The 19453-nt window shown below is 71.5% G+C and carries 16 protein-coding genes; 8 read left to right on the top strand and 8 right to left on the bottom strand.

What is annotated here, in order from left to right:
* Positions 1-13: 13 nt before the first annotated feature.
* From DLJ58_RS23375 to DLJ58_RS23370, 3 genes are all read right to left on the bottom strand, one after another.
* The gene (locus tag DLJ58_RS23375; RefSeq protein WP_124859276.1) at positions 14-1018 is read right to left on the bottom strand and encodes a glycosyltransferase family 4 protein; all 1005 of its coding nucleotides are present in this window, start codon (positions 1016-1018) and stop codon (positions 14-16) included.
* Complete coding sequence (locus DLJ58_RS34125; RefSeq protein WP_167493730.1) at positions 1015-1188, bottom strand: hypothetical protein; 174 nt, start codon at positions 1186-1188, stop codon at positions 1015-1017. Before DLJ58_RS34125 ends, DLJ58_RS23375 begins: the two co-directional genes overlap by 4 nt.
* Before the next feature lie 549 nt (positions 1189-1737).
* On the bottom strand, positions 1738-2058 hold the full coding sequence (locus tag DLJ58_RS23370; protein ID WP_124859274.1) for a nuclear transport factor 2 family protein: 321 nt from the start codon (positions 2056-2058) through the stop codon (positions 1738-1740).
* 143 nt (positions 2059-2201) lie between these two features.
* Here DLJ58_RS23370 and DLJ58_RS23365 point away from each other — a divergent pair, with 143 nt between their 5' ends.
* Positions 2202-2684 carry a winged helix-turn-helix transcriptional regulator gene (locus DLJ58_RS23365; protein ID WP_208741286.1) on the top strand — a complete coding sequence of 161 codons (483 nt, stop codon included), beginning with the start codon at positions 2202-2204 and terminating at the stop codon, positions 2682-2684.
* A gap of 14 nt (positions 2685-2698) precedes the next feature.
* On the opposite strand, the gene DLJ58_RS23360 is transcribed toward DLJ58_RS23365, so the two are convergent.
* A complete protein-coding gene (locus DLJ58_RS23360; RefSeq protein ID WP_124859270.1) occupies positions 2699-3580 on the bottom strand; it encodes a helix-turn-helix domain-containing protein in 882 nt (293 codons plus the stop codon).
* Between the two features lie 155 nt (positions 3581-3735).
* Here DLJ58_RS23360 and DLJ58_RS23355 point away from each other — a divergent pair, with 155 nt between their 5' ends.
* Positions 3736-4602, top strand: a complete 867-nt coding sequence (locus DLJ58_RS23355; protein ID WP_124859268.1) for an oxidoreductase — start codon at positions 3736-3738, stop codon at positions 4600-4602.
* Positions 4603-4635: 33 nt separating this feature from the next.
* Here the strand turns inward: DLJ58_RS23355 and DLJ58_RS23350 are convergent, their stop codons facing one another.
* Complete coding sequence (locus DLJ58_RS23350; protein ID WP_124859266.1) at positions 4636-5541, bottom strand: LysR family transcriptional regulator; 906 nt, start codon at positions 5539-5541, stop codon at positions 4636-4638.
* Between DLJ58_RS23350 and DLJ58_RS23345 the strand changes: the two genes are divergently transcribed.
* Both DLJ58_RS23345 and DLJ58_RS23340 read left to right on the top strand, forming a co-directional pair.
* Entirely contained in the window at positions 5489-6448 is a 960-nt protein-coding gene (locus DLJ58_RS23345; RefSeq protein WP_341869922.1) for an NAD(P)-dependent oxidoreductase, read from the top strand. The genes DLJ58_RS23350 and DLJ58_RS23345 overlap by 53 nt on opposite strands.
* On the top strand, positions 6448-6855 hold the full coding sequence (locus DLJ58_RS23340; RefSeq protein WP_208741284.1) for a RidA family protein: 408 nt from the start codon (positions 6448-6450) through the stop codon (positions 6853-6855). Before DLJ58_RS23345 ends, DLJ58_RS23340 begins: the two co-directional genes overlap by 1 nt.
* Before the next feature lie 49 nt (positions 6856-6904).
* Here the strand turns inward: DLJ58_RS23340 and DLJ58_RS23335 are convergent, their stop codons facing one another.
* Positions 6905-8476 carry an MFS transporter gene (locus DLJ58_RS23335; RefSeq protein ID WP_244219091.1) on the bottom strand — a complete coding sequence of 524 codons (1572 nt, stop codon included), beginning with the start codon at positions 8474-8476 and terminating at the stop codon, positions 6905-6907.
* Positions 8477-8579: 103 nt separating this feature from the next.
* On the opposite strand from DLJ58_RS23335, the gene DLJ58_RS23330 reads away from it, so the two are divergent.
* Complete coding sequence (locus tag DLJ58_RS23330) at positions 8580-9059, top strand: winged helix-turn-helix transcriptional regulator (RefSeq protein ID WP_124859262.1); 480 nt, start codon at positions 8580-8582, stop codon at positions 9057-9059.
* Positions 8954-10456: an HNH endonuclease signature motif containing protein gene (locus DLJ58_RS23325; RefSeq protein ID WP_341869921.1), complete on the top strand. Its 1503-nt coding sequence runs from the start codon at positions 8954-8956 to the stop codon at positions 10454-10456. Before DLJ58_RS23330 ends, DLJ58_RS23325 begins: the two co-directional genes overlap by 106 nt.
* 102 nt (positions 10457-10558) lie before the next feature.
* Here DLJ58_RS23325 and DLJ58_RS23320 read toward each other — a convergent pair whose 3' ends face one another.
* Positions 10559-11335 carry a protein kinase family protein gene (locus DLJ58_RS23320; protein ID WP_244219097.1) on the bottom strand — a complete coding sequence of 259 codons (777 nt, stop codon included), beginning with the start codon at positions 11333-11335 and terminating at the stop codon, positions 10559-10561.
* Positions 11336-11578: 243 nt separating this feature from the next.
* Here DLJ58_RS23320 and DLJ58_RS23315 point away from each other — a divergent pair, with 243 nt between their 5' ends.
* Both DLJ58_RS23315 and DLJ58_RS23310 read left to right on the top strand, forming a co-directional pair.
* Positions 11579-14605 (top strand): S8 family serine peptidase, encoded by a 3027-nt coding sequence (locus tag DLJ58_RS23315; RefSeq protein WP_158629621.1) that lies wholly within the window; start codon positions 11579-11581, stop codon positions 14603-14605.
* 97 nt (positions 14606-14702) lie between these two features.
* Entirely contained in the window at positions 14703-17141 is a 2439-nt protein-coding gene (locus DLJ58_RS23310) for an ATP-binding protein (RefSeq protein WP_124859256.1), read from the top strand.
* A gap of 70 nt (positions 17142-17211) precedes the next feature.
* Here DLJ58_RS23310 and DLJ58_RS23305 read toward each other — a convergent pair whose 3' ends face one another.
* Positions 17212-19425 carry a DUF8189 domain-containing protein gene (locus tag DLJ58_RS23305; protein WP_124859254.1) on the bottom strand — a complete coding sequence of 738 codons (2214 nt, stop codon included), beginning with the start codon at positions 19423-19425 and terminating at the stop codon, positions 17212-17214.
* Between the last annotated feature and the right edge of the window lie 28 nt (positions 19426-19453).

Genomic DNA, 19453 nt, shown 5'->3' with positions numbered 1-19453 from the left:
CGGTGCAGTTCAGTCAGTTGCCGACGAGCGTGTCGTAGACGGCGAGATAGTCGGTGACCATCCGGTCCGCGCTGAAGCGCTTCAAAGCCCGCGCCCGACACTCCACCCGATCAAGTCCGGCGACCCGGGTAATCGCTTCGACGGCCTGGTCGACGGTGGAGACGAGGAAACCCGTCATCCCTTCGTCGACGACCTCGGGCATGGACCCTCGCTTGTAGGCGACGACCGGGGTGCCACAGACCATCGATTCCACTACCGACAGCCCGAACGGCTCGTCGAAGGCGATCGGGTGCAGCAGTGCGGTGCTGTCACCCAGCACCTCGGCACGCTGTCGCGGACCCACCGACCCGAGGAAGACGACCTGGTCGCCGTCGATGTGCGGGGCAACCTGTTCGGCGAAGTACCGCTCGTCCTGCACGATCCCGCAGATGGTGAGGGACCGGCCGGCGCGGCGGGCGATCTCGATCGCGGTGTGGGTGCCCTTGTCCGGGTGGATCCGGCCGAAGGCGGCCAGCCCAGGACCGGCCTCGTTGGTGAACGGCAGTCCGGCGACATCGACGCCGTGGTAGACCGTGGCCACGTAGTCGAGCTCCGGTGCCCGGTCGGCGTCGGAGATCGACACGTACGACGAGCGGGCTCGGCCATAGGCGGGCAGGATCCCCGCGCCGGAAAAACCGTGCACTGTGGTCAGCAACGGCGCGCGGCAGTGTTCCGCGAACGCCAGGGGCAGCCAGTCCAGGTGACTGTGTACCAGGTCGAACTGCGCCGAGCGGGCCATCGCGTGGGAGACGTGCATCGCCTCCCACACCCGACCGTCCAGGTCCGGGTCGTCCGCGTACCCCCGTGGGCAGACTCCGTCGAGCTGAGCGGACGTGACGGAGTCCAGTGTCGCGAAGAGCGTCACGTCGATCCCGCGGCTGACCAGCCCGTCGGCGAGCAAGCCGGTCACCTGCTCCCACGGGCCGTAGTGATGTGGGGGCGTACGCCAGGCGACCGGTCCGAGCAGCGCAACCCTCAAGGGGATGACGCGTCGACGAGATCAGCTGGGTTGAGGTTCAGGGTGGCGAGCAGCCCGGTGTGCTTGGCCGGGTCCACGCGCTCCGGCAGCTCGCGCTCAACCCAGTCGGCGCGGGCCTGCTGACCCCGGTCGCGAAGTGCGGCAACGATCCGATCTCTGGCGATTCTCATCTGGCGCTCCCCTGGTTAAGGTGTTCAAAACGATCATTCGCACCGACAGTGACGTGCACGCGCAGGTGGATCCGGACCACCAACCGTTCCGACCGCGATGACGGGCGAAACCGACGGCCGGGACGTGGTCGGCGATCGGCCAACACGACCAGCGAGTCGCGGCGACGGGGATGACGTTCGGTAGCGCCCCTGTTGGGCTGGTGGCGACGGGCGTCTGGCGGCCACCGGGGTCCCGGGCGACATGTTCACCGTACGCCCTCGTGCCGTGCGGCTGCACACGCACGGGTAGCCGGACCGGTCGGAAGGTGCCGCCCAGCGGCCTGGATCCGGCACCTCAACGAGGCCGGCACACCGGCTTTGCCTAAGTTACCGCCAAAATCTCACCAGCATTGAGGGTCCGGAGCTGGTGTTCGTCGCCGCACTCGCTCTGACTTCACAAACCCTGGCGCAGCGCCTCGACTGGGTGGTGGCCTTCGAGGCCGCGGTGCTGCTGATGGCCATCTGGTGGGTCTGGGCAGCCAACGCGTCGGCCAGGGTGCGACGCGGCCGTCAGGGTGCGATGCGCAGCTGCCGGATCGCGGTGTCGTCGTAGTCGCTGAAGCGGTACCGGAGGCCGGCGAACGGGCTGCCGGGAAAGTCGCCGGTGATGGTCGCGGTCACGACGGTGCCGGCGGGAGTGTCCTCGACGTCGGTGATCTCGTAAGACACCAGCGGCACGGCGCGACGCCACGCGCGGATGGCCGCGATGCCCCGGTGCTCGGTCGACTCGTCCTCGACCACGGCGTCCTCGGCGAAGAGGGCGAAGTAGTCCTCGGAGTCGGGCCGGCCGGCGAGCTCGAAGTAGCGACGAATGATGGCCGGTGCGGTCATGGTTGGGCTCCTTCCGGACGTCGCCGGGCAGCATGAAGCGGACGCCACCTGGACGTCGTATAGTTACTTCTGAAATAGCACCTACTAACTTCGACACTAGCACCCACTCGGGAGAGGGCACAGTTGTGGCCGGGAAGATCCGCTTGGAGGACCGCGAATGCCCGCTGTCCAGCGCGCTGGGCCACGTGGGCGAGTGGTGGACGCTGTTGATCCTGCACGACGCCTTCGACGGCTATACCCGGTTCGACCAGTTCCAGGCCAACCTGGGCGTCTCGTCCAGCATCCTGACCAGCCGGCTCAAGACCCTCACCGGTCAGGGGTTGCTCGAACGTCGTCGTTACCAGACCAGGCCCGACCGCTACGAGTACGTCCTCACCGACCTCGGCCGCAGCCTGCGGCCCGTCATCGTCGCCCTCGCCGCCTGGGGTAATTCACGCCTCGAACCGAGCGAGCGCAGCATGATCCTCGTCGACCGGACCACCGGATTGGAGGCCGACCCGGTGATCGTGGACCGCAGCACCGGTCGCCCGCTCGACGACGCCGATTTCGTGTTCGCCGCCGGCCCGGCCGCCAGCGAGACCATGCGCAAACGCTACGAGCACATCCCCACCCGGGCGACCCCGTAGCGGCCCTGACCGGGTCACTCCAGCGGATAGAGGCGGGCCGGGTCGCCGGGTCGGAGGCTGTCCGGCACGTCGTCGGCACTGCTGGCGGCGATCGAGCCGAGCAGCGCCAACGAGCGGGCGGACTCCGTACCGGGCTCGGCGTGGTAGATCACCAGCAGCTGCCCGTCGGCACCCGCCACCGCGAGCTTGTCGCAGTACAGGTCGAGGTCGCCCACCTCAGGGTGGTGCAGCCGGCTGACAATGCCCTCCCGTCGACGCACCTCGTGGCGCGCCCAGAGTTGCCGAAAGCAATCGCTCTTGATTGACAACTCGCCCACCAGAGCCGTCAACCGTGGGTCGTCGGTGGCGCCGCCCGAGTCGGCACGCATCTGCCCCACGACGCTCTGCATCGCCTGCCGCCAGTCGCGGAACAGCTCCCGCTCGGCCTCGTCCAGGAACACCGCGAGGAGTCGGTTGGCGCCCGGGGCGAGATTCGGCGACAGCGCCCTCGCCATCGGGTTCGACGCCAGGATGTCGAGGTAGCGATTCTGGACGAAGGCCGGCATGGAGAGCTGCCGCAGCAGGTGCAGGATGCTGGCCGGGACCCGCTCGGCGGCCGGTCGGGACGCCCGGCGCGACCGCGCGCGGCTCAACCCGATCATGTACGCGGTCGCCTCCGGATCCAGCCGCAGCACCCCGGCGAGGGCATCGAGGACCTGCACCGAGGGGTGCCGCTCGCGCCCCTGCTCCAATCGGAGGTAGTAGTCGGCGCTGATACCGGCCAGCATCGCCACCTCCTCGCGCCGCAGCCCCGGCACCCGGCGCAGGCCAACGCCCGGGCCGAGCCCGACGTCCTCGGGCCGGGTCTGCTCCCGGCGGGCGCGCAGGAAATCGCCGAGCGGGTTCGTTGCGTCCATGCCATCGACGGTAGATCGCCGGGCGGCCCGGTGACTGGCTGTGTCACTACCAGGAACAGCTCGCCCTGCCGCCCGGGTGACTGCCGGCGGACAGTCGTCGACGGGCCGGTTCCTCACGGCCACAGATGTCACGACGACAACGAGCAGAGGATGAGATGAGCGAGAACCTTCCCGGCGGTGCCCTCACCCCCGCTGACGGCCTCACCCTGAGCCGGATGGGCTACGGGGCGATGCAGTTGGCCGGTCCGGGTGTCTTCGGCCCGCCGCGCGACCGCGAGCAGGCGCTCGCCGTGCTCCGCGAGGCCGTCGACCTGGGCGTCCGGCACATCGACACCAGCGACTTCTACGGCCCCGTGGTGGTCAACGAGCTGATCCGCGAGGCGCTCCACCCGTACCCCCAGGGTTTGCACCTGGTCACCAAGGTCGGCGCGCGACGCGGCGCCGACCGCTCCTGGATCCCGGCTCAGGAGCCGGACGACCTCAAGGCCCAGGTCTGGGAGAACCTGGAACACCTCGGCCTGGACGTGCTCGACGTGGTCAACCTGCGGGTAGGCGTCGCGGAGGGCACCAGCGGCGAGCCGCTCGGTGCGCAGTTCGCCGCCCTGGCGGAGCTGCGGCAGGAGGGCCTGATCCGGCACCTCGGGCTCAGCAACGTCACGCTCGGCCAGCTCACCGAGGCCCAGGCGATCGCGCCGGTGGTCACCGTGCAGAACCTCTACAACCTCGCCAACCGGCAGGACGACGCCCTGGTCGACCGGTGCGCGGAGGAGAACATCGCGTTCGCGGCGTTCTTCCCGCTCGGCGGGTTCACGCCGTTGCAGTCCGACACGCTCGACGGCGTGGCCGCCCGACTGGGTGCCTCACCGCAGCAGGTCGCCCTCGCCTGGCTGCTCCAGCGCTCCCCCACCACCGTGCTGATCCCCGGCACCTCCAGCGTGGCGCACCTGCGGGAGAACATGGCGGCGGCCGAGCTGAAACTGCCGACCGACGCCATCGAGGAGCTGGACACCATCGGCGGCTGACGCCGGAACGCGGACCGCGCACGGTGGTCCGCGTCACCCGCACGCTTCGCTCAGGACCGCCACCCGGTCCAGATGGGTGAGGAACCGCCGCACCGCCGGTGGTCGGCTCCGCCCAGCGACGGTCGCGGCGAAGATCCGCCGGACGGAGGCGTCGTCGGGGTGCAGGCGGAGCAGGGTCAGGTCGGATGGAGCGGCACGTACGGCCAGGGCCGGCACCAGCGCGACGCCCAGACCGGCCGCGACACAGCCCAGCTTGCCGGTCCACTCGGCCGCGACGATGTCGATCCGCGGCCGAAAACCCGCCGGTAGGGTCGCCCGCAGCAGGGTCTCCTCAGCGGTCGCCGAGCCGGCGATGAACGACTCGTCGGCCAGGTCGCGCAGGCGGATGGTCCGCCGGCGGGCGAGCCGATGCGTCCGGGGAACAGCCACCAGAAGCGTCTCGTCGACGAGGTGGTGCAGGTCGAACTGGTCGCCGTCGAGCGGCTGGTCCGACGCGGCGCTCACCACGGCGACGTCGGCGTCGCCGTCGACCAGACGCTCCAGCAGCCCGGGTGTGAGCCCTTCGACCAGCGACAGGGCCACCTCGGGATGCTCGGACTTGAAATTGGCCAGAGCACGTGGCACAAGCGCGGCGACCGCCGTGGGGAACGCGCCGACCCGCAACCGGCCGGCGGACAGGTCGCGCAGCGCCGCCAGGTCCCGCCGGGCGGTGTCCAGCCGGTCGAGCACCGCCTCGGCGTGGCCGAGCAGACAACGGCCCTGCTCGGTCAGGGCGACACCGCGCGGCAACCGGTCCAGCAACGGCGCCCCGGTCTCGGCTTCCAGCGCGGCGATCTGTCGGGACACCGCCGACTGGGTGTAGCGCAGGCTGCGGGCCGCAGCCGTGATGGAGCCGTGCTCGGCGACGGCACGGAAGACCTGGAGCGTGCTCAGCTGCATCGTGCCATGTTCCCGCAGCATGGCAGCGATGCATAACAGTCGCTGGTGGCATGACTCCCCGCGCCCTAGCGTTGGCGACATGTTCGAGATCGCCCTGTTGGGCACAGGCACGATGGGCACCGCGATCGGCCGTCGGCTGCTGGCCACCGGGCATCGGCTCACCGTCTGGAACCGCACGTCCGCCCGCACGGCGCCGCTCGCCGACGCCGGGGCGCGAGCCGCCGGCAGCCCAGCCGAGGCGGTCCGGGACGCCGACGTGGTGATCACCATGCTCACCGATGCGGTCGCCGTCCGGCACACGTTGGTCGACTCCGGTGCGGCACTGGCGCTGCGACCGGGCACCCCCGTGATCGACATGTCCACCATCGGCCCCCGGGCCGTGGCCGAACTGGCCACCCTGTTGCCGGCCGGAGTACCGCTGGTTGACGCTCCGGTCGCCGGCAGTGCCGGGGCCGCGGAGACGGGCCAGCTCGTGGTGTTGGCAGGCGGGGAAGAGGCGGTCGTCGAGCGGATCGCCTCGTTGCTGGCGACGTTGGGCACCGTCCGTCGCTGCGGCGGCTCCGGCCGGGGCGCCGCGTTGAAGCTGGTGCTCAACACCGCGCTGATCACGGCTGTCACCGCGGTCGCGGACGCGCTCACCGTCGCGGACGCAGTCGGCGTCGACCGACGTACCGCGATCGATGCACTTGGCACCGGGCCGCTCGGCGGCGCGGTCACCCGGGCGACCGCCACGGACGCCGCGTTCGCCGCCGCCCTGGCCGCCAAGGACGCCCGACTCGCTCTCGACGTGCTCGGCGACGCGCCGGCACCCCTGCTGCGCGCCGCCGCGTCGGCGTTGGCGACCGCGCGCCATCCGCAGCACGACATCGCCCGTCTCACTGACGCCGCCGGATCCGAGGAGAAGTAGTGAACCTGACCCTGGACAACCCGACGACCGTCGCCGCGCCGTTCGGCGACCGGTTCGCGCACGTCGCCCGCCTCGACCTGCCAGGGGGCGCGCTGCTGATGCTCTCCGGTCAGGTCGGAGTGGACGACGCCGGAGCGGTGGTCGCACCCGGCGACGTGCGGACGCAGTCCGAACGGATCTTCGAGTTGATCGGCGCGCTGCTCGCGGCGCACGGCGCCACCTTCGCCGACGTGCTGCACGTCCGGACGTTCATGACCGACCTCGGTGACCTGGCCGGCTATGCGGACGTCCGTAACCGCTACTTCGGGCAGACCAGGCCCGCCAGCACCACCGTCGAGGTGAGCCGGCTCTTTCTCGACGGAGCGGTGCTGGAGGTCGAGGTCACCGCGGCCGTGACCACGGGTTGACCGCCATCGGCTGATCTTCGTGGCGATCGGCGCAGTCGGCGCGCTGGCCTCAGTGCTGGTGCGGGCGGTTGCGGATCAGGGTGAGCGCCAGCACTGCGGTGACGAGGAAAACGACGCCGTTGACCCGCAACCCGGCCTGGACACCGGAGGTCAGTGCCTCCGCGATCGCCGCCCGGACCGGGTCGGGCAGCGGTTGGGCGCCGTTGGCGCCGGAGGCCACCGCAGCCTGCACGGCGGTACGGGTCGGTTCGCCGATCTGGTGCGCGGCGAGCCGGTCCGGCAGGTCGGCCACCATCGTGGTGGTGAGGAGCGTGCCGAGCACTGACGAGCCGAGCACCGAGCCGACCTGGCGGGCGGCGTTGACCGCGCCGGAGGCCATACCGGCCTGGGCGGGCGCGACGCTCGCCAACGCCGCCGCCGTCGCCGGGGCCACCACCAGACCGGCGGCCGCACCGAACAACGCGAACAGCGCCCAGCGGTCACCGAACGACGTGGTCGGCCCCTGGTTCGCCAGCGCGAAGCTGGCCACCGCACCGAGGACCAGGCCGAGGGTCAACGGCGCCTTGAATCCGGTACGACGAATCGCGCGCCCGGCATTGAAGGCGACCAGCACGTACGCGCCGAAGAGCACCAGCATCCGCCAGCCGGTGTCCAGCGGGCTGAGCGCCTGGGCACGTTCGTGGAAGAGGACCAGCAGGATCGCCACGCCGGTGAAACCGAACAGCGACACCGCGCCGACGACCATGACAGCGCTGAACGACGCGGACCGGAACAGCCGCACGTCGAGCATTGGCGCGCTGGCCCGCAGCTCAACCAGGACGAACATGACAAGTGCGACAACCGCGACGACCCAGGCCGTCGACACCACCGGGCTGGTGTAGCCGGTCTTGCCGCCCTGGATCAGCGCGTAGACGGCGGCCGCGATGGCGACGGTGCCCAGCAGCAGGCCGGGCACGTCGAGTCGGGCGGCGCTCGGCCGAGACTCGGCCACCCCGACGACGGCGACGACGAGGGTGACCAGCCCCAGCGCGATCGTCGACAGGTAGACGCTGTGCCACTGGTGGTGCCGCAGCAGGAAGCCGGCGATGAGTGGGCCGATCGCGAGGCCGATGCCGGACGCCGCCGACCACGCGGTGATGACCTCGGTCCGGCGGTGCGGATCGGTGAAGGTCGCGCCGAGGATCGCCAGACTGTTCGGCAGGATCAGGGCCCCGCCGAGGCCGGCGACCAACTGCCCGACGATCACCCACGCGACGGTCGGAGCGCCAGCCACGACGGCTGCGCCGATGATCATCGCGACGACCCCGGCACCGAACATGCGCTTACGCCCGTAGCGACTGCCCAGGGTGGCCGCGGACAGCACGACGCTCGCCACCATCAGGGTGTAGGCGCTGGGGATCCAGACCAGAGTGGTGGGGTCGACCCGCAGGTCCTGCTGGATCGTGGTCAACGCGGAGACCGTCGCGGTGATCTGCAGGAACGTGATCATCGCGCCCAGGCACATGGCGATCAGGGTCACCGAGCGGGAGCCGCGCAAGGATGAGCGGGCGGGGACGGCCAGAGCTGGTGGGGTCTTTCCGGGTGGGGTTGCTCCGGTCGGGGCCGTGGCGCTAGTAGTCACTGAAGATCCTTCAGGCTGATGGTCTGACTTGCGTATGCGGAAGTCAGCTCGACCCAGTGAAGCACCTGGCTAGCCTCCATGCAAGTCAGGTACGCTGGGAGGCATGGAGGACCTACGAGGCGATCGCGATTCCTGGACGAGCGAGAACTGCTCGGTGGCCCGGGCGATGGACATCGTGGGCAGCAGGTCAACGGTCCTGATCCTGCGCGAGGCCCTGCTCGGCACGCGCCGCTTCGACGACTTCGTCCGCCGGGTCGGCGTCGGCGAGCCCGCCATGGCGGCCCGCCTCAAGGAGATGGTCACCGCCGAACTGCTCGAACGAATCCCCTACCGGGAGCCCGGGCAGCGCACCCGCCACGAGTACCAACTCACCCGCAAAGGCCGCGAACTCCTGCCCGTCATCACCGCACTACGCAACTGGGGCGACACCTGGGCCGCCACCGACACCGGCCCGTCCGTCGTCGCCACCCACCACGACTGCGGCGAGCCGATCCGCGCGGTGCTCCGCTGCGCCGCCGGCCACGAGATCGCGGACGGCGACATCGACATCATCGCCGGCCCGGGCCTCGTCCGGCGCGGCTGAGACCCCTCTGGCCACGGCCGGACCAGCACCCCTGCCGCCACTTAGGTCGCGCGGCAAGACAGCCCTTCCTCAGCGCACCTTCGCTGTGCCCGCCGCCGGGCCTCACGACGCACCTGCGGCGTTGTCTCGCATGCCATGTCGCGGGCCCTGCGGTCTCGTACGCCCCATCGCCCCCAGGTACGGCGTCTGGCGGCATCCGGCACGCCGTCTCGCGCCCCTCATGCACGCCGTCTCGCGCCCCTCATGCACGCTGCCTCGAGGAAACGTTTGCCGAAGGGCCGCCCGAAGTCGCAGCGGAAGGTCCGTACGGTGACGGCACCGCCCGCACCCAAGGGGCCTCCTCCACCGCAGTCTGGCTCCGCGAACGACTACGGCTGACCGTTCCCGCCGCCCGCCGCCTCGTCGACCTCGCCACCGCCTTGGACAACGGCAACCCCGGCATCCGACAAGCGCTGGCTGATGGCGCCATCAGCCTGGACCAGGCCCGGGTCATCGCCGACACGGTCGACACCGTGAACACGTCGACCGACGCCGAGACCGCCGACAAAGCGGTCGGTTTACTCGTCGGTTGGGCCAGCCAGTTCGACCCCAGCCACCTGCGCAAACTCGGCACCCGCATCCTCGACCACGTCGCCCCCGACATCGCCGACGCCGCCACCCAAGCCGCCCTCGACGCCGAAGCACGCCGCGCCGCCCGCGACCGGCACCTCACGTTGTCCGAGCAGACCGACGGTCGACTGCGGCTCACCGGCACCCTCGACACCGAAACCGCCGGCCTCCTCCGCGCCGTCATCGACCCACTGACCGCACCCTGCGGCCCCGACGATCAACGCTCTGCCGGGCAACGCCGCCACGACGCCCTCGCCGAGGTGTGCCGACTCGCTCTCCGAACCGGCGACCTGCCCGGCAGCGGCGGCGATTCCGCCCAGATCGTCGTCACCACCAGCTATGAAGGGCTGACCCGGCAGCTGAGCAGTGGCACCCTCGACACCGGCCTCAGCCTCACACCCGAGACCGTGCGCCGACTCGCCTGCGACGCGACCCTGCTGCCCGCCGTCCTCGGCGGCACCGGCCAGGCTCTTGACGTCGGGCGACAACGCCGCCTCATCTCCGGGCCGCTGCGCCGCGCCCTCGTGCTCCGCGACCGCGGCTGCGCGTTCCCCGGCTGCGACCGCCCACCCCGCTGGTGCCACGCCCACCACATCCACCACTGGGCCGACGGAGGCCCAACCAGCCTGGCCAACGCCGTACTGCTCTGCGGCCACCACCACCGACACCTGCACCACAGCGACTGGACCGTCCAACTCGGCCGCGACGCCCACCCCGAATTCGTGCCACCCGCCTGGCTCGACCCCGAACAACTCCCCCGCCGCAACCACTACCACCCACGAACGTAAGAGCAGCCAGCCGACGCCAACCAGCTCCTCAAGCCGGACAACCACATCCTCGCGCGTGGTCCCGGGCGGCCCACGTCTGCCGGGGGCGCACCACTGCCCGCTTCAGGGTGTCGCCAGCCGCCAGGCGCGGACCAGTGCTGGCACGTCGGGGTACCGGGCGGCCGGCGCCTGCCTCGTTGCTCGTTCCACGACCCGGCGCTGCTCGTTGGTGCCCCGCCAGGCCTCTGGTGACTTCCGCCGACAATCCTGAGGACCGCGCCAGCCCTTCGGCGCATCGAGCAGGTGGTGCAGGGTACGGCCGAGGGCGTGCACGGTGGTCCGTTCGTCGATGACCGAGCCGCGGGCAAGCTCCTCCGGCGCCATGTAGCGACGTGAACCTGGCAGCCGATCCGCCGCAAGCACGAACGGGCCGGGCCGGTACTCGTCGAGGTCAATCAGCCGCATTCGGCTGGCGGCGAAGTCGTACAGGAAGCAGCCGTCGTAGAGGTCGACCGCGACCAGGCCGGCGGCGCTGACGGCGAGGTGGGCGTCGAGGATCGCGTCGAGCGCCACCTCGACCTGTGGGACCGGCAGGTGTTGGAATCGGGTCAGCCCGCTGCGGTCCGTGCCGTGCACGGTGGCGTGGTTCAGGACGCTGCCGTCGTACCAGGGGTAGACGAGCGTCGGACCCGCCGCGCCAGGGATCGTCCGGATGGGACGGACGATGGCCGGGTGGCGGACGGCGGCGTGCACCGCGACAGCCCGGTCGAGGGATGTTCGGCCCTCGACCGTGGTGGCCGTCTTGACGAGCCAACGGCGGCCCGCCTCCTCGACCCCGTAGGACAGGCAGCCGGAGTCCTGGGCGTCGAAGACCACGAAGGCCGACTCGACCGGCGGCACGGGCAATCGACCAAATGGCACGGATCCCCCAGGTCGGCGCTCTCAAATGACGCGCAAAGTACCCGTTGTGTTACGAGCTTGTTTCCAAGATGACAGCCAGGTTACGGGTGCTTCTCGATGATCGGTACCGATCCTAGGTTTCGGCCACCGTCATCAGTCGTGGCGGCCGGCACCGAACGTGGAGGCAACGACGTGCCACAACCGAACACACATCGGACCGGACGGGCCAGGTACGGGGTCAGCATGCTGGCCGCCGTGGCGCTGACCGCGGCCGGCCTGACCAGCCTGCCCGCCAGCGCCACCGCCGCGCCGGCCGGCAGTGGGCCAACCGCCCGCTACCTCGTCCAGCTCGCCGAGGAACCGCTGGCCACCTACACCGGCGGGGTTCCCGGGATCGCGGCGACCAAGCCGGCCGACGGGGCCAAGCTGAACCGCACGTCCGGGAACGCCAACGCGTACCGGGATCACCTGCGCAAGCAGCGCAAGTCGGTGCTGGACCACGTCGGTGTGCCAGCCGACCGCACCCGCGTCACCATGGAGACCGCGTTCAACGGCTTCGCCGCCGACCTGACCGGGCCGCAGGCCGCCCGGCTGCGCGCCACCAACGGTGTCCGAGCGGTGTACGAGAGCCAGAAGGTGCATGCCGCCACCTCACACACCCCCGACTACCTGGGCCTGACCGGCAAGGGCGGGGTGTGGAAGAAGGAGTTCGGTGGAGACTCCCACGCCGGTGAGGGCGTCATCATCGGGGTCATCGACAGCGGTTACTGGCCGGAGAGCGCGAGCTTCGCGCCGCTGCCCAGCCCGCGCCCCGACCAGGCCGTCATCGACGCCAAGTGGAAGGGCACCTGCGACGTCGGCGTCGAAGCGCCGGTCACCTGCAACAACAAGGTGATCGGGGCGCGCTGGTACAACGACAGCGGCATCGCCGACGCGTTCCCGGACGACTACTCCTCGCCGCGCGACCGCAACGGCCACGGCACCCACACCGCCAGCACCGCGGCCGGCATCCACGGCGTGCGGGCCACGTCGGGCACCCAGGACCTGGGCATGATCTCCGGCATGGCGCCGGCCGCGCGGTTGGCGATCTACAAGGCTCTGTACGACAACGGGGCGGGCGGCGCGACCGGCACCGACATCGACATCGTCCACGCCATCGACGACGCGGTCGCGGACGGCGTCGATGTGATCAACTACTCGATCGGTGACGACACCGAGCGGTTCGGGGCGGTCGACGCGACGTTCTTCAACGCGGCCGCCGCCGGGGTGTTCGTCGCCGCCGCCGCCGGCAACTCCGGCCCGTTCGCCAACACCGTCGACAACTCGACGCCCTGGTTGACCACTGTGGCCGCGAGCACGACCGACCGGCAGAACACCCGGAAGCTCACCCTCGGCAACGGCACCACCATCGCCGGTGTGGGCATGGGCGAGACCGGTGTCGGGCCCGCCCGGCTGGTCTTCGCGAAGGACAGCGCGATCGACCCGGACGGCGCCTACGGTGCCGGCCTCTGCGCCGACGACACGTTGGATCCGGCCAAGGTCAAGGGCGCGATCGTGCTCTGCCTGCGCGGCGAGATCCCGCGTACCGACAAGAGCATCGAGGTGGCACGGGCCGGCGGCGTCGGCATGGTGCTGTACAACGACGAGCTGAACTCCCTGAACGCCGACGTGCAGGCCGTGCCGACCGTGCACATCAACGAGGTCGACCTGGCCACGGTCACCGCGTACGTCGCCAAGGGCAACGCCACGGCCACCATCTCGCCGAGCAAGCTGGAGACGGTCGAGGCGCCAGCGGTCGCCGCGTTCTCCTCGGCGGGCCCGTCGAACCTGAACGCCGGTGAGCTGCTCAAGCCGGACATCAGCGCGCCCGGTCAGGACATCGTCGCCGCGTTCTCCCCGTCCATCGGCGGCAACGACTTCGCACTGGAGTCGGGCACCTCGATGGCGGCGCCGCACATCGCCGGCATCGCCGCCCTGCTGCTGGCCAAGCACCCCGGCTGGTCGCCGGCGGCGGTCCGCTCGGCGCTGATGACCAGCGCGGTGGACAAGACCGACAAGGGCAACCCGATCAAGATCGGCACGTACGACGCAACTCCGCTGAACTACGGCGCCGGCCAGGTCGAGCCGGGCAGCGCCTTCGACCCGGGCCTGGTCTACGACTCCAACCAGCAGGACTGGATCCAGTACCTGTGCGGGGTTTCCGCCGACCGTGGCGGCGACTACGGGCTCGGTGACCTGGACGGCTGCGACACGATCGGCGCGATCGACACGGCCCAGCTCAACTACCCGTCCATCTCGCTGGGCCGGATGGTGGGCAAGCAGAGGGTCACCCGTACGGTCACCAACGTCAGCGACAAGACCAGCACCTACTCCTCATCGGTGCAGGCCCCGCCGGGCTACAAGGTCACCGTCACCCCGAAGAAGCTGCAGATCCGTCCGGGCAGGAGCGCCCGCTTCACCGTTGAGGTCACCAACACCGGTGGTGCGTTCGACACCTGGGCCGACGGCTCGCTGACCTGGCGCGACCAGTTCAAGCACGCGGTACGCAGTCCGCTGGTCGTGCGCAACTCCGGGTTGGTCGCCCCCGACGCCATCACCGGCAAGGGCACCTTCGGCAGCGTCCGGATCGCCGCCGAGGTCGGCTACCAGGGTCAGCTGATCTCCCAGCTCTCCGGCCTCACCTCGGGCACCAGCAACGTGGTCACCCTCACAGGCGACGGGCCGAGCTGGGACTGGAGCACGTCGAACAACCTGCCGGTGCCGCTGCCCGCGTCGATCAGCCGGACCACCCTGCACGTGCCGGCCGGGACTCGCAGCCCACTCGTCCAGGTGACGTCGGAGCGGCCCACCTGCTCCCACATCGACTGGGACGACGAGGAGGGGGTGATGGAGTGCACCGAGTTCAGCCTCAACGTCTACGACAAGTCCGGAAAGTTCGTCACCGCAACGGCCAGCGGCCGGGACGGCGCCAAGGTGACCCTGCCGGACGGTGCCGGGGACTACATCGTGGTCGTCGAGCAGGAGTTCACCGAGAACATCAAGGACGGCGCGAACGCGTACACCGTGACCAGCTACCTGCCGGGCGCGCCGGGTACCTCCACCGGCCGGTTCACCATCGACCCGAAGCAGCGCAGCGTGCGGCCGGGCGCGACGGCGAACCTGACCCTGCGCTGGTTCGGTCTCGCCCCGGGCCAGCGCTACCTCGGGGTGCTGGAGTTCCGCAACGGTGACGGCTCGCTGAAGACCGTGCCGGTCACCATCCAGTCCTAACTGCACCCCCCACCCGGCGGATCGGCGTGTGACCCAGGTCACCGCCGGTCCGCCGGCCCGCCGTCGCGCCGGGCAGAGGTGATCTGCTCGGCCCACGGTGATCGACGGCGGCGAGGACAAGACACGGGGCGGCGGGAGCCCAACTCCCGTCCGCCCCGAACGTCTGCGCGGGCCCGTCGAGTTCGTCGGCCGGGCGGCGGAGCTGGCCCAGTTACGCCGGCTCGTCGCAACTCCGCCCTGCCTCATCCTGCTGGAGGGTGAGCCCGGGATCGGCAAGAGCCGACTCGTCGCCGAACTGCTCGCCGAACTCCCCGGGCGGCACCTCATCGGCGAGTGCGACGACGTGCCCGAGCCCTTCCCGCTCGGCGTGCTGCTGGACGCGATCCGGGGCGGCGCCGACCAACTCGGTCCGCTCAACCCGGTGGCCGGTGCCCTCGCGCCACTGCTGCCCGAACTGGCCGACGTACTGCCGGACGCGCCGCCCCCGTTGGCCGACCCGGCGGCCGAGCGACATCGCCTGCTCCGCGCCGTCGCGGCGGTGCTCGCCGCGCTGAGCCCGGCCACGCTGCTGCTGGAGGATCTGCACTGGGCTGACCCGGCGACCTGCGAACTCCTCGCCTACCTGAGCACCCACCCGGTGGAGGGGCTGGCCGTGGTGCTGACCGCGCGTACGGCGACGCCGGGGAGCAGTACGCCGATCCACGACGCCCTGGCGCGGACTCCCCCGTGGAGCGTCACACGCGTTGCGCTCAGCCCGCTGGACGCCGACGACGTACGACGGCTGGCGGCCCGCACCCTGCGCCTCGATGATCCTCCGCAGCAACTGACCGCCACTCTGCTCGACCGCACCGCCGGCATCCCGTTCGTGGTCGAGGAGGTGCTGCGGACGCTCGCCGAGCGGGGCGGCGACCCGTTGGCCGACGACAGTGTCCCGTTCGTCCTGCGTGATGTGCTGCTCTGGCGGCTGCGCCCGCTCGACGAGGCCACCCGGGAGGTGCTCGGCGCGGCGGCCGTACTGGGGATGACACCTGATCAGCGCATCCTCGCCTCTGTGCTCAGCCTCGACCGGGTGACGATCGGCGCGGCGTTGACCGCCGCACACCGGGCGGGCCTGCTGCACGACGCCGGGGACGGCCTGCGGTTCCGGCACGACCTGGCCCGCCAGGTGGTGTACGACCTGGTGCCCCGGGAGAACCGGGAGTGGCTGCACCTGCGGGTGGCACGGGTCTTGGAACAGGAACTGCCGAGGCCGGTGGCCCAACTGGCGCACCACTACCGTCGGGCCGGCAGCGGGGCCGACTTCGTCCGCAACGCCGAGGCGGCCGCCGACCTGGCCACCGAGCGCGGCGACGACGCGACCGCCGCCGGCTTCCTGCTCCAGACGATGGACATCGCCGAGCTGCCCCGGCCGGTACGGGTTCGGCTCGCCGCCAAGTTGGGCCGGTCGGCCATCGACGGACTCAGCCAGGCCGAGGCGATCCCGGTGCTGGAACGGCTGCTCGCCGACCGACGGTTGCCGCCGGGCGCCCGCGGTGAGCTGGGTCTGGTGCTCGGGCGGATGCTGCGCCAGCAGGGCGAGGCGCTGCGCGGGTACACCGAGATCGAGCGTGCCGTGCCGTACCTGCGTGCACCGCGCCGCAAGGCCCCGGCGCTCGCGGTGCTGGCGGCCCCCGACACCGTCGTCGGCCGGCACGTCGACGACCACCTGGCCCGCTGCGCGGAGGCGGAGACCGCCGCCGCGGCCAGCGGGGATCCGGCGGCGCACCTCGCGGTCCGCATCGCCCGAGCCTCGCTGCTGCTGGAGCTGGGTGACCCCGCGGCCTGGGCGATCATCTCCGAGCTGCGCGCGTCCGCCGAACTGGCCGACCGGCCCCGCGAGCACGCACGAGCCTGCCTGAACTGGGCGCAGGGCGCGCTGCACGCCGGTCACCCGGAGCAGGCCGAAGCGTTGCTGGCGGCTGGGCGGGCGCTGGTCGACGAGACCGGGTACGAGCGGCTGACGTCCCTGGTGGAGGCGACCGAACTGTCGCTGGACCGGGCCGCCGGCCGTCTGGACGGGCTCGCCGAGCGGCTCAGCCAGTTGGTCGTCAGCAGCGAACGGATGCCGGTCACCCTGCTGGACGCGCGGGTCGAACTGGCGACCGTGCTGGCCCGTACCGCCGGCACCGCAAGCGACAGGCACGACCAGGTCGAATCGGCCGAGCGGGCGCTGTGGGAGGTGGTGGCCGACGCCCGGCGGGTCGGTGCGGTCTGGCCGCTGGTGCAGGCGCTCTCGGCGCTGGCCCGGCTCACCCTGACCTGGCGTCCGGACGAGGCCGTCCGGCACGCGGCGGAGGCGCTGGCGCTGGTACGCGGGAAGGGCATCCTGGCGTGGGCCGCCGAGGCCGTGTTGGTGCTGGCCGAGGCGGCAGCCGCAGCCGGTGATCCGGGTCGGGCCGCGGGACCGGTGGCCGAGTTGGAGGCCGGGATCGCGGGCCGGGACGCACCGCTGGCCCAGGCCGCCCTTCGCCGATGCCGGGAACTCGTCCCGGCCTGAGCGGCCGAGCCGGCCTCAGTCGGTAGTGCGGGGGTGGCGGGCCGTCAGGTCGACGGCCCGCCACCGTGGATCAGAGGGTGACCTGGTGCACCCGGTCGTCAACGCCGCGTACCGCCAGCCAGGCGCTGCCGTTGGCACCGGCGGCGGCCCCGGGCGCACCCCGGAACGCGTCGGTCGCGAACTCACCGCGCCGGAACCAGCCACCCCAGGCACCGTCGGCCAGGTTGCGCTGCCAGAGCCGGTTGTCGGCGGCCAGCGCGAACAGGTAGACCCGGCCGGAGGTGGCGAGCAGGGTCGGGCTGCCGCTGGTGGTGCCGCCCAGGTTCGTCCAGGCCGACCAGGTGGTGCCGGTCCGGCTGCTCCACCACACCTCGTCGGTGCGGCTGCGGACCGCCACGTGCAGCACGCCGGCATCGTCGACGACCGCGCTCGGCCGACCGTAGAACGGCCGGTTCTCGGGAGCCCCGACGCCGGTCCAGCCGGCGTTCGGCGTACGCGACCAGAGCTTGCCGTCGGCACCGCGGGCGACGAGGGTCCACTGCGTCGGGTTGGTCCAGGCCACCGTGGGCGCGTCGGTCAGCGTGCCACCGAGGCTGCGCCACGGTCCCCAGTTGCCGGCGACGTAACTGCGCTGCCAGGCCGCGTTGTCGGTGCCGCGGACGAACACGTCGAGCCGCCCGTCGGCGGAGCCGTACGCCGCCGGCTGGCCGAGGATCCGGCCGCCGACCGGGCCGCCGAGCGAGGTCCAGTGCGTGCCCCACGTCGTACCGGTGCGGGTGTTGACCGCCAGCCCACCGGAAGCATCGCGGACGAAGGCGGTGGCGTGGGTGTCGTCCACCCGGACCAGCGCCGGGCTGGCGCTGGCGGTGCCACCGAGGTCAGCGCCGGCGACCTGGTCGGTGCCGGTCAGACCGAGCATGGCCACCCCGTGCGCCGGCACCTCGACGGTGTACGAGCCGGTGAACGGCTGTACGCCCGGGCTGCCCGGTTGAGCGTCCACTGTGGAGCGGGACCACAGGTCACGAACCTTGACCGACCCGCCGAGGGCGACGTCGGCGAAGTTCACTGTGATCTGCTGGGCGGTGTCGTGCCGGTTGAGCAGTGCGACCGCCCGCTTTCCGGAGCCGGTGAGCACCTTGCTCCAGACCTGCGCGTCGGTGCCGGTGTCGGCGACCTTGACGCCCTGCCGGACCAGCGGGTCCTGGTCCACCGCGATGATCTCCGGGTTGGTCAGCGCCGAGATCATCTCCTTCGGCAGGCCACGCGGGTCGGAGCCGATCACCAGCGGCGCGGCCATGATGGCCCACATGCCGAGCTGCGTCTTGGACTCGTCCAGGCTCAACTCGTACCCGCCGTCGGGCAGCGGGCGCATCGGCAGCAGGTAGTCCGGGTCGTTGTAGTGCCCCGGCCCGGTGGCCGCCGGGTGGTACGCGTTGACGTCCATGTTGCGCAGCACCCACGGGTACGCCCACTGCGGGGACGGGTCGGTGAGCCCTACATCCGTGTAGGTCCGCCAGGAGTCGGCGACGGTGGGCGCGTACGTGTAGCTCCAGGTGGAGAGCTGCTCCGGGGTGTACGGGCCGCCGCCCCAGTCCGAGCTGACCGGGTTGCAGATGTTGAGCAGCATCGGTCGGGGCGACTGGCGTACCGCCTCGGCCAACTCCCGGAAGGTGGTCTCCGGGTCGAGGCCGGCGGCCCGGCCGCACAGCCAGTCGGCCTTCAGCGCGTCGAAGCCCCAGCCGGCGAACTGGGCGATGTCCGCCCGGTAGTGGCCGTTGCTGCCGAGCCCACACTGCCCCGGCAGGTACGGGCCGGCGTCGGTGTAGATGCCGGCCTTCATCCCCTTGCTGTGGATGTACGCGGCCAGCGCGGCCATTCCGCCGGGGAAGCGGGCCGGGTCGGCGACGAGCTGACCGGCCTCGTTGCGCGGGGTGGGTGCGGCCCAGTTGCCGTCGATCCAGACGTAGGTGTAGCCGGCGTCCCGAAGGCCACTGTGGACCATGTAGTCGGTGACCGACCGTACTTCGGCCTCGGTGGGGTCGCCACCGAGGCCGAAGTAGGTGTTCCAGCCCTGGTAGGGCGTCGGGGCGAGCCCGCTGTTGAAGAAGGTCGGCGCTCCCTGGTCCTCGGCACCGGTGGCCGCCGGGGCATGACCGGGGCGGCCCGGCCCGTGGCCGGCCTGTGGTGGGTCGGCGTGGGGTGGGCCGGCCATCGCCGGCATCGGGCCGGCCAGGCCCAGGCCGAGCACGGCCAGGGCAGCGGTCAGCGGTCGGTTCAGGCGCATGGAGGTACTCCTGTCCCTCGGGGGTGGG

Origin of the sequence: Micromonospora arida (assembly GCF_003857035.1) — a bacterium.
Lineage (GTDB): Bacteria > Actinomycetota > Actinomycetes > Mycobacteriales > Micromonosporaceae > Micromonospora > Micromonospora arida.
The sequence above is the reverse complement of the archived record's forward strand: the minus strand, read 5'-3'. Positions and strand labels throughout refer to the sequence as shown.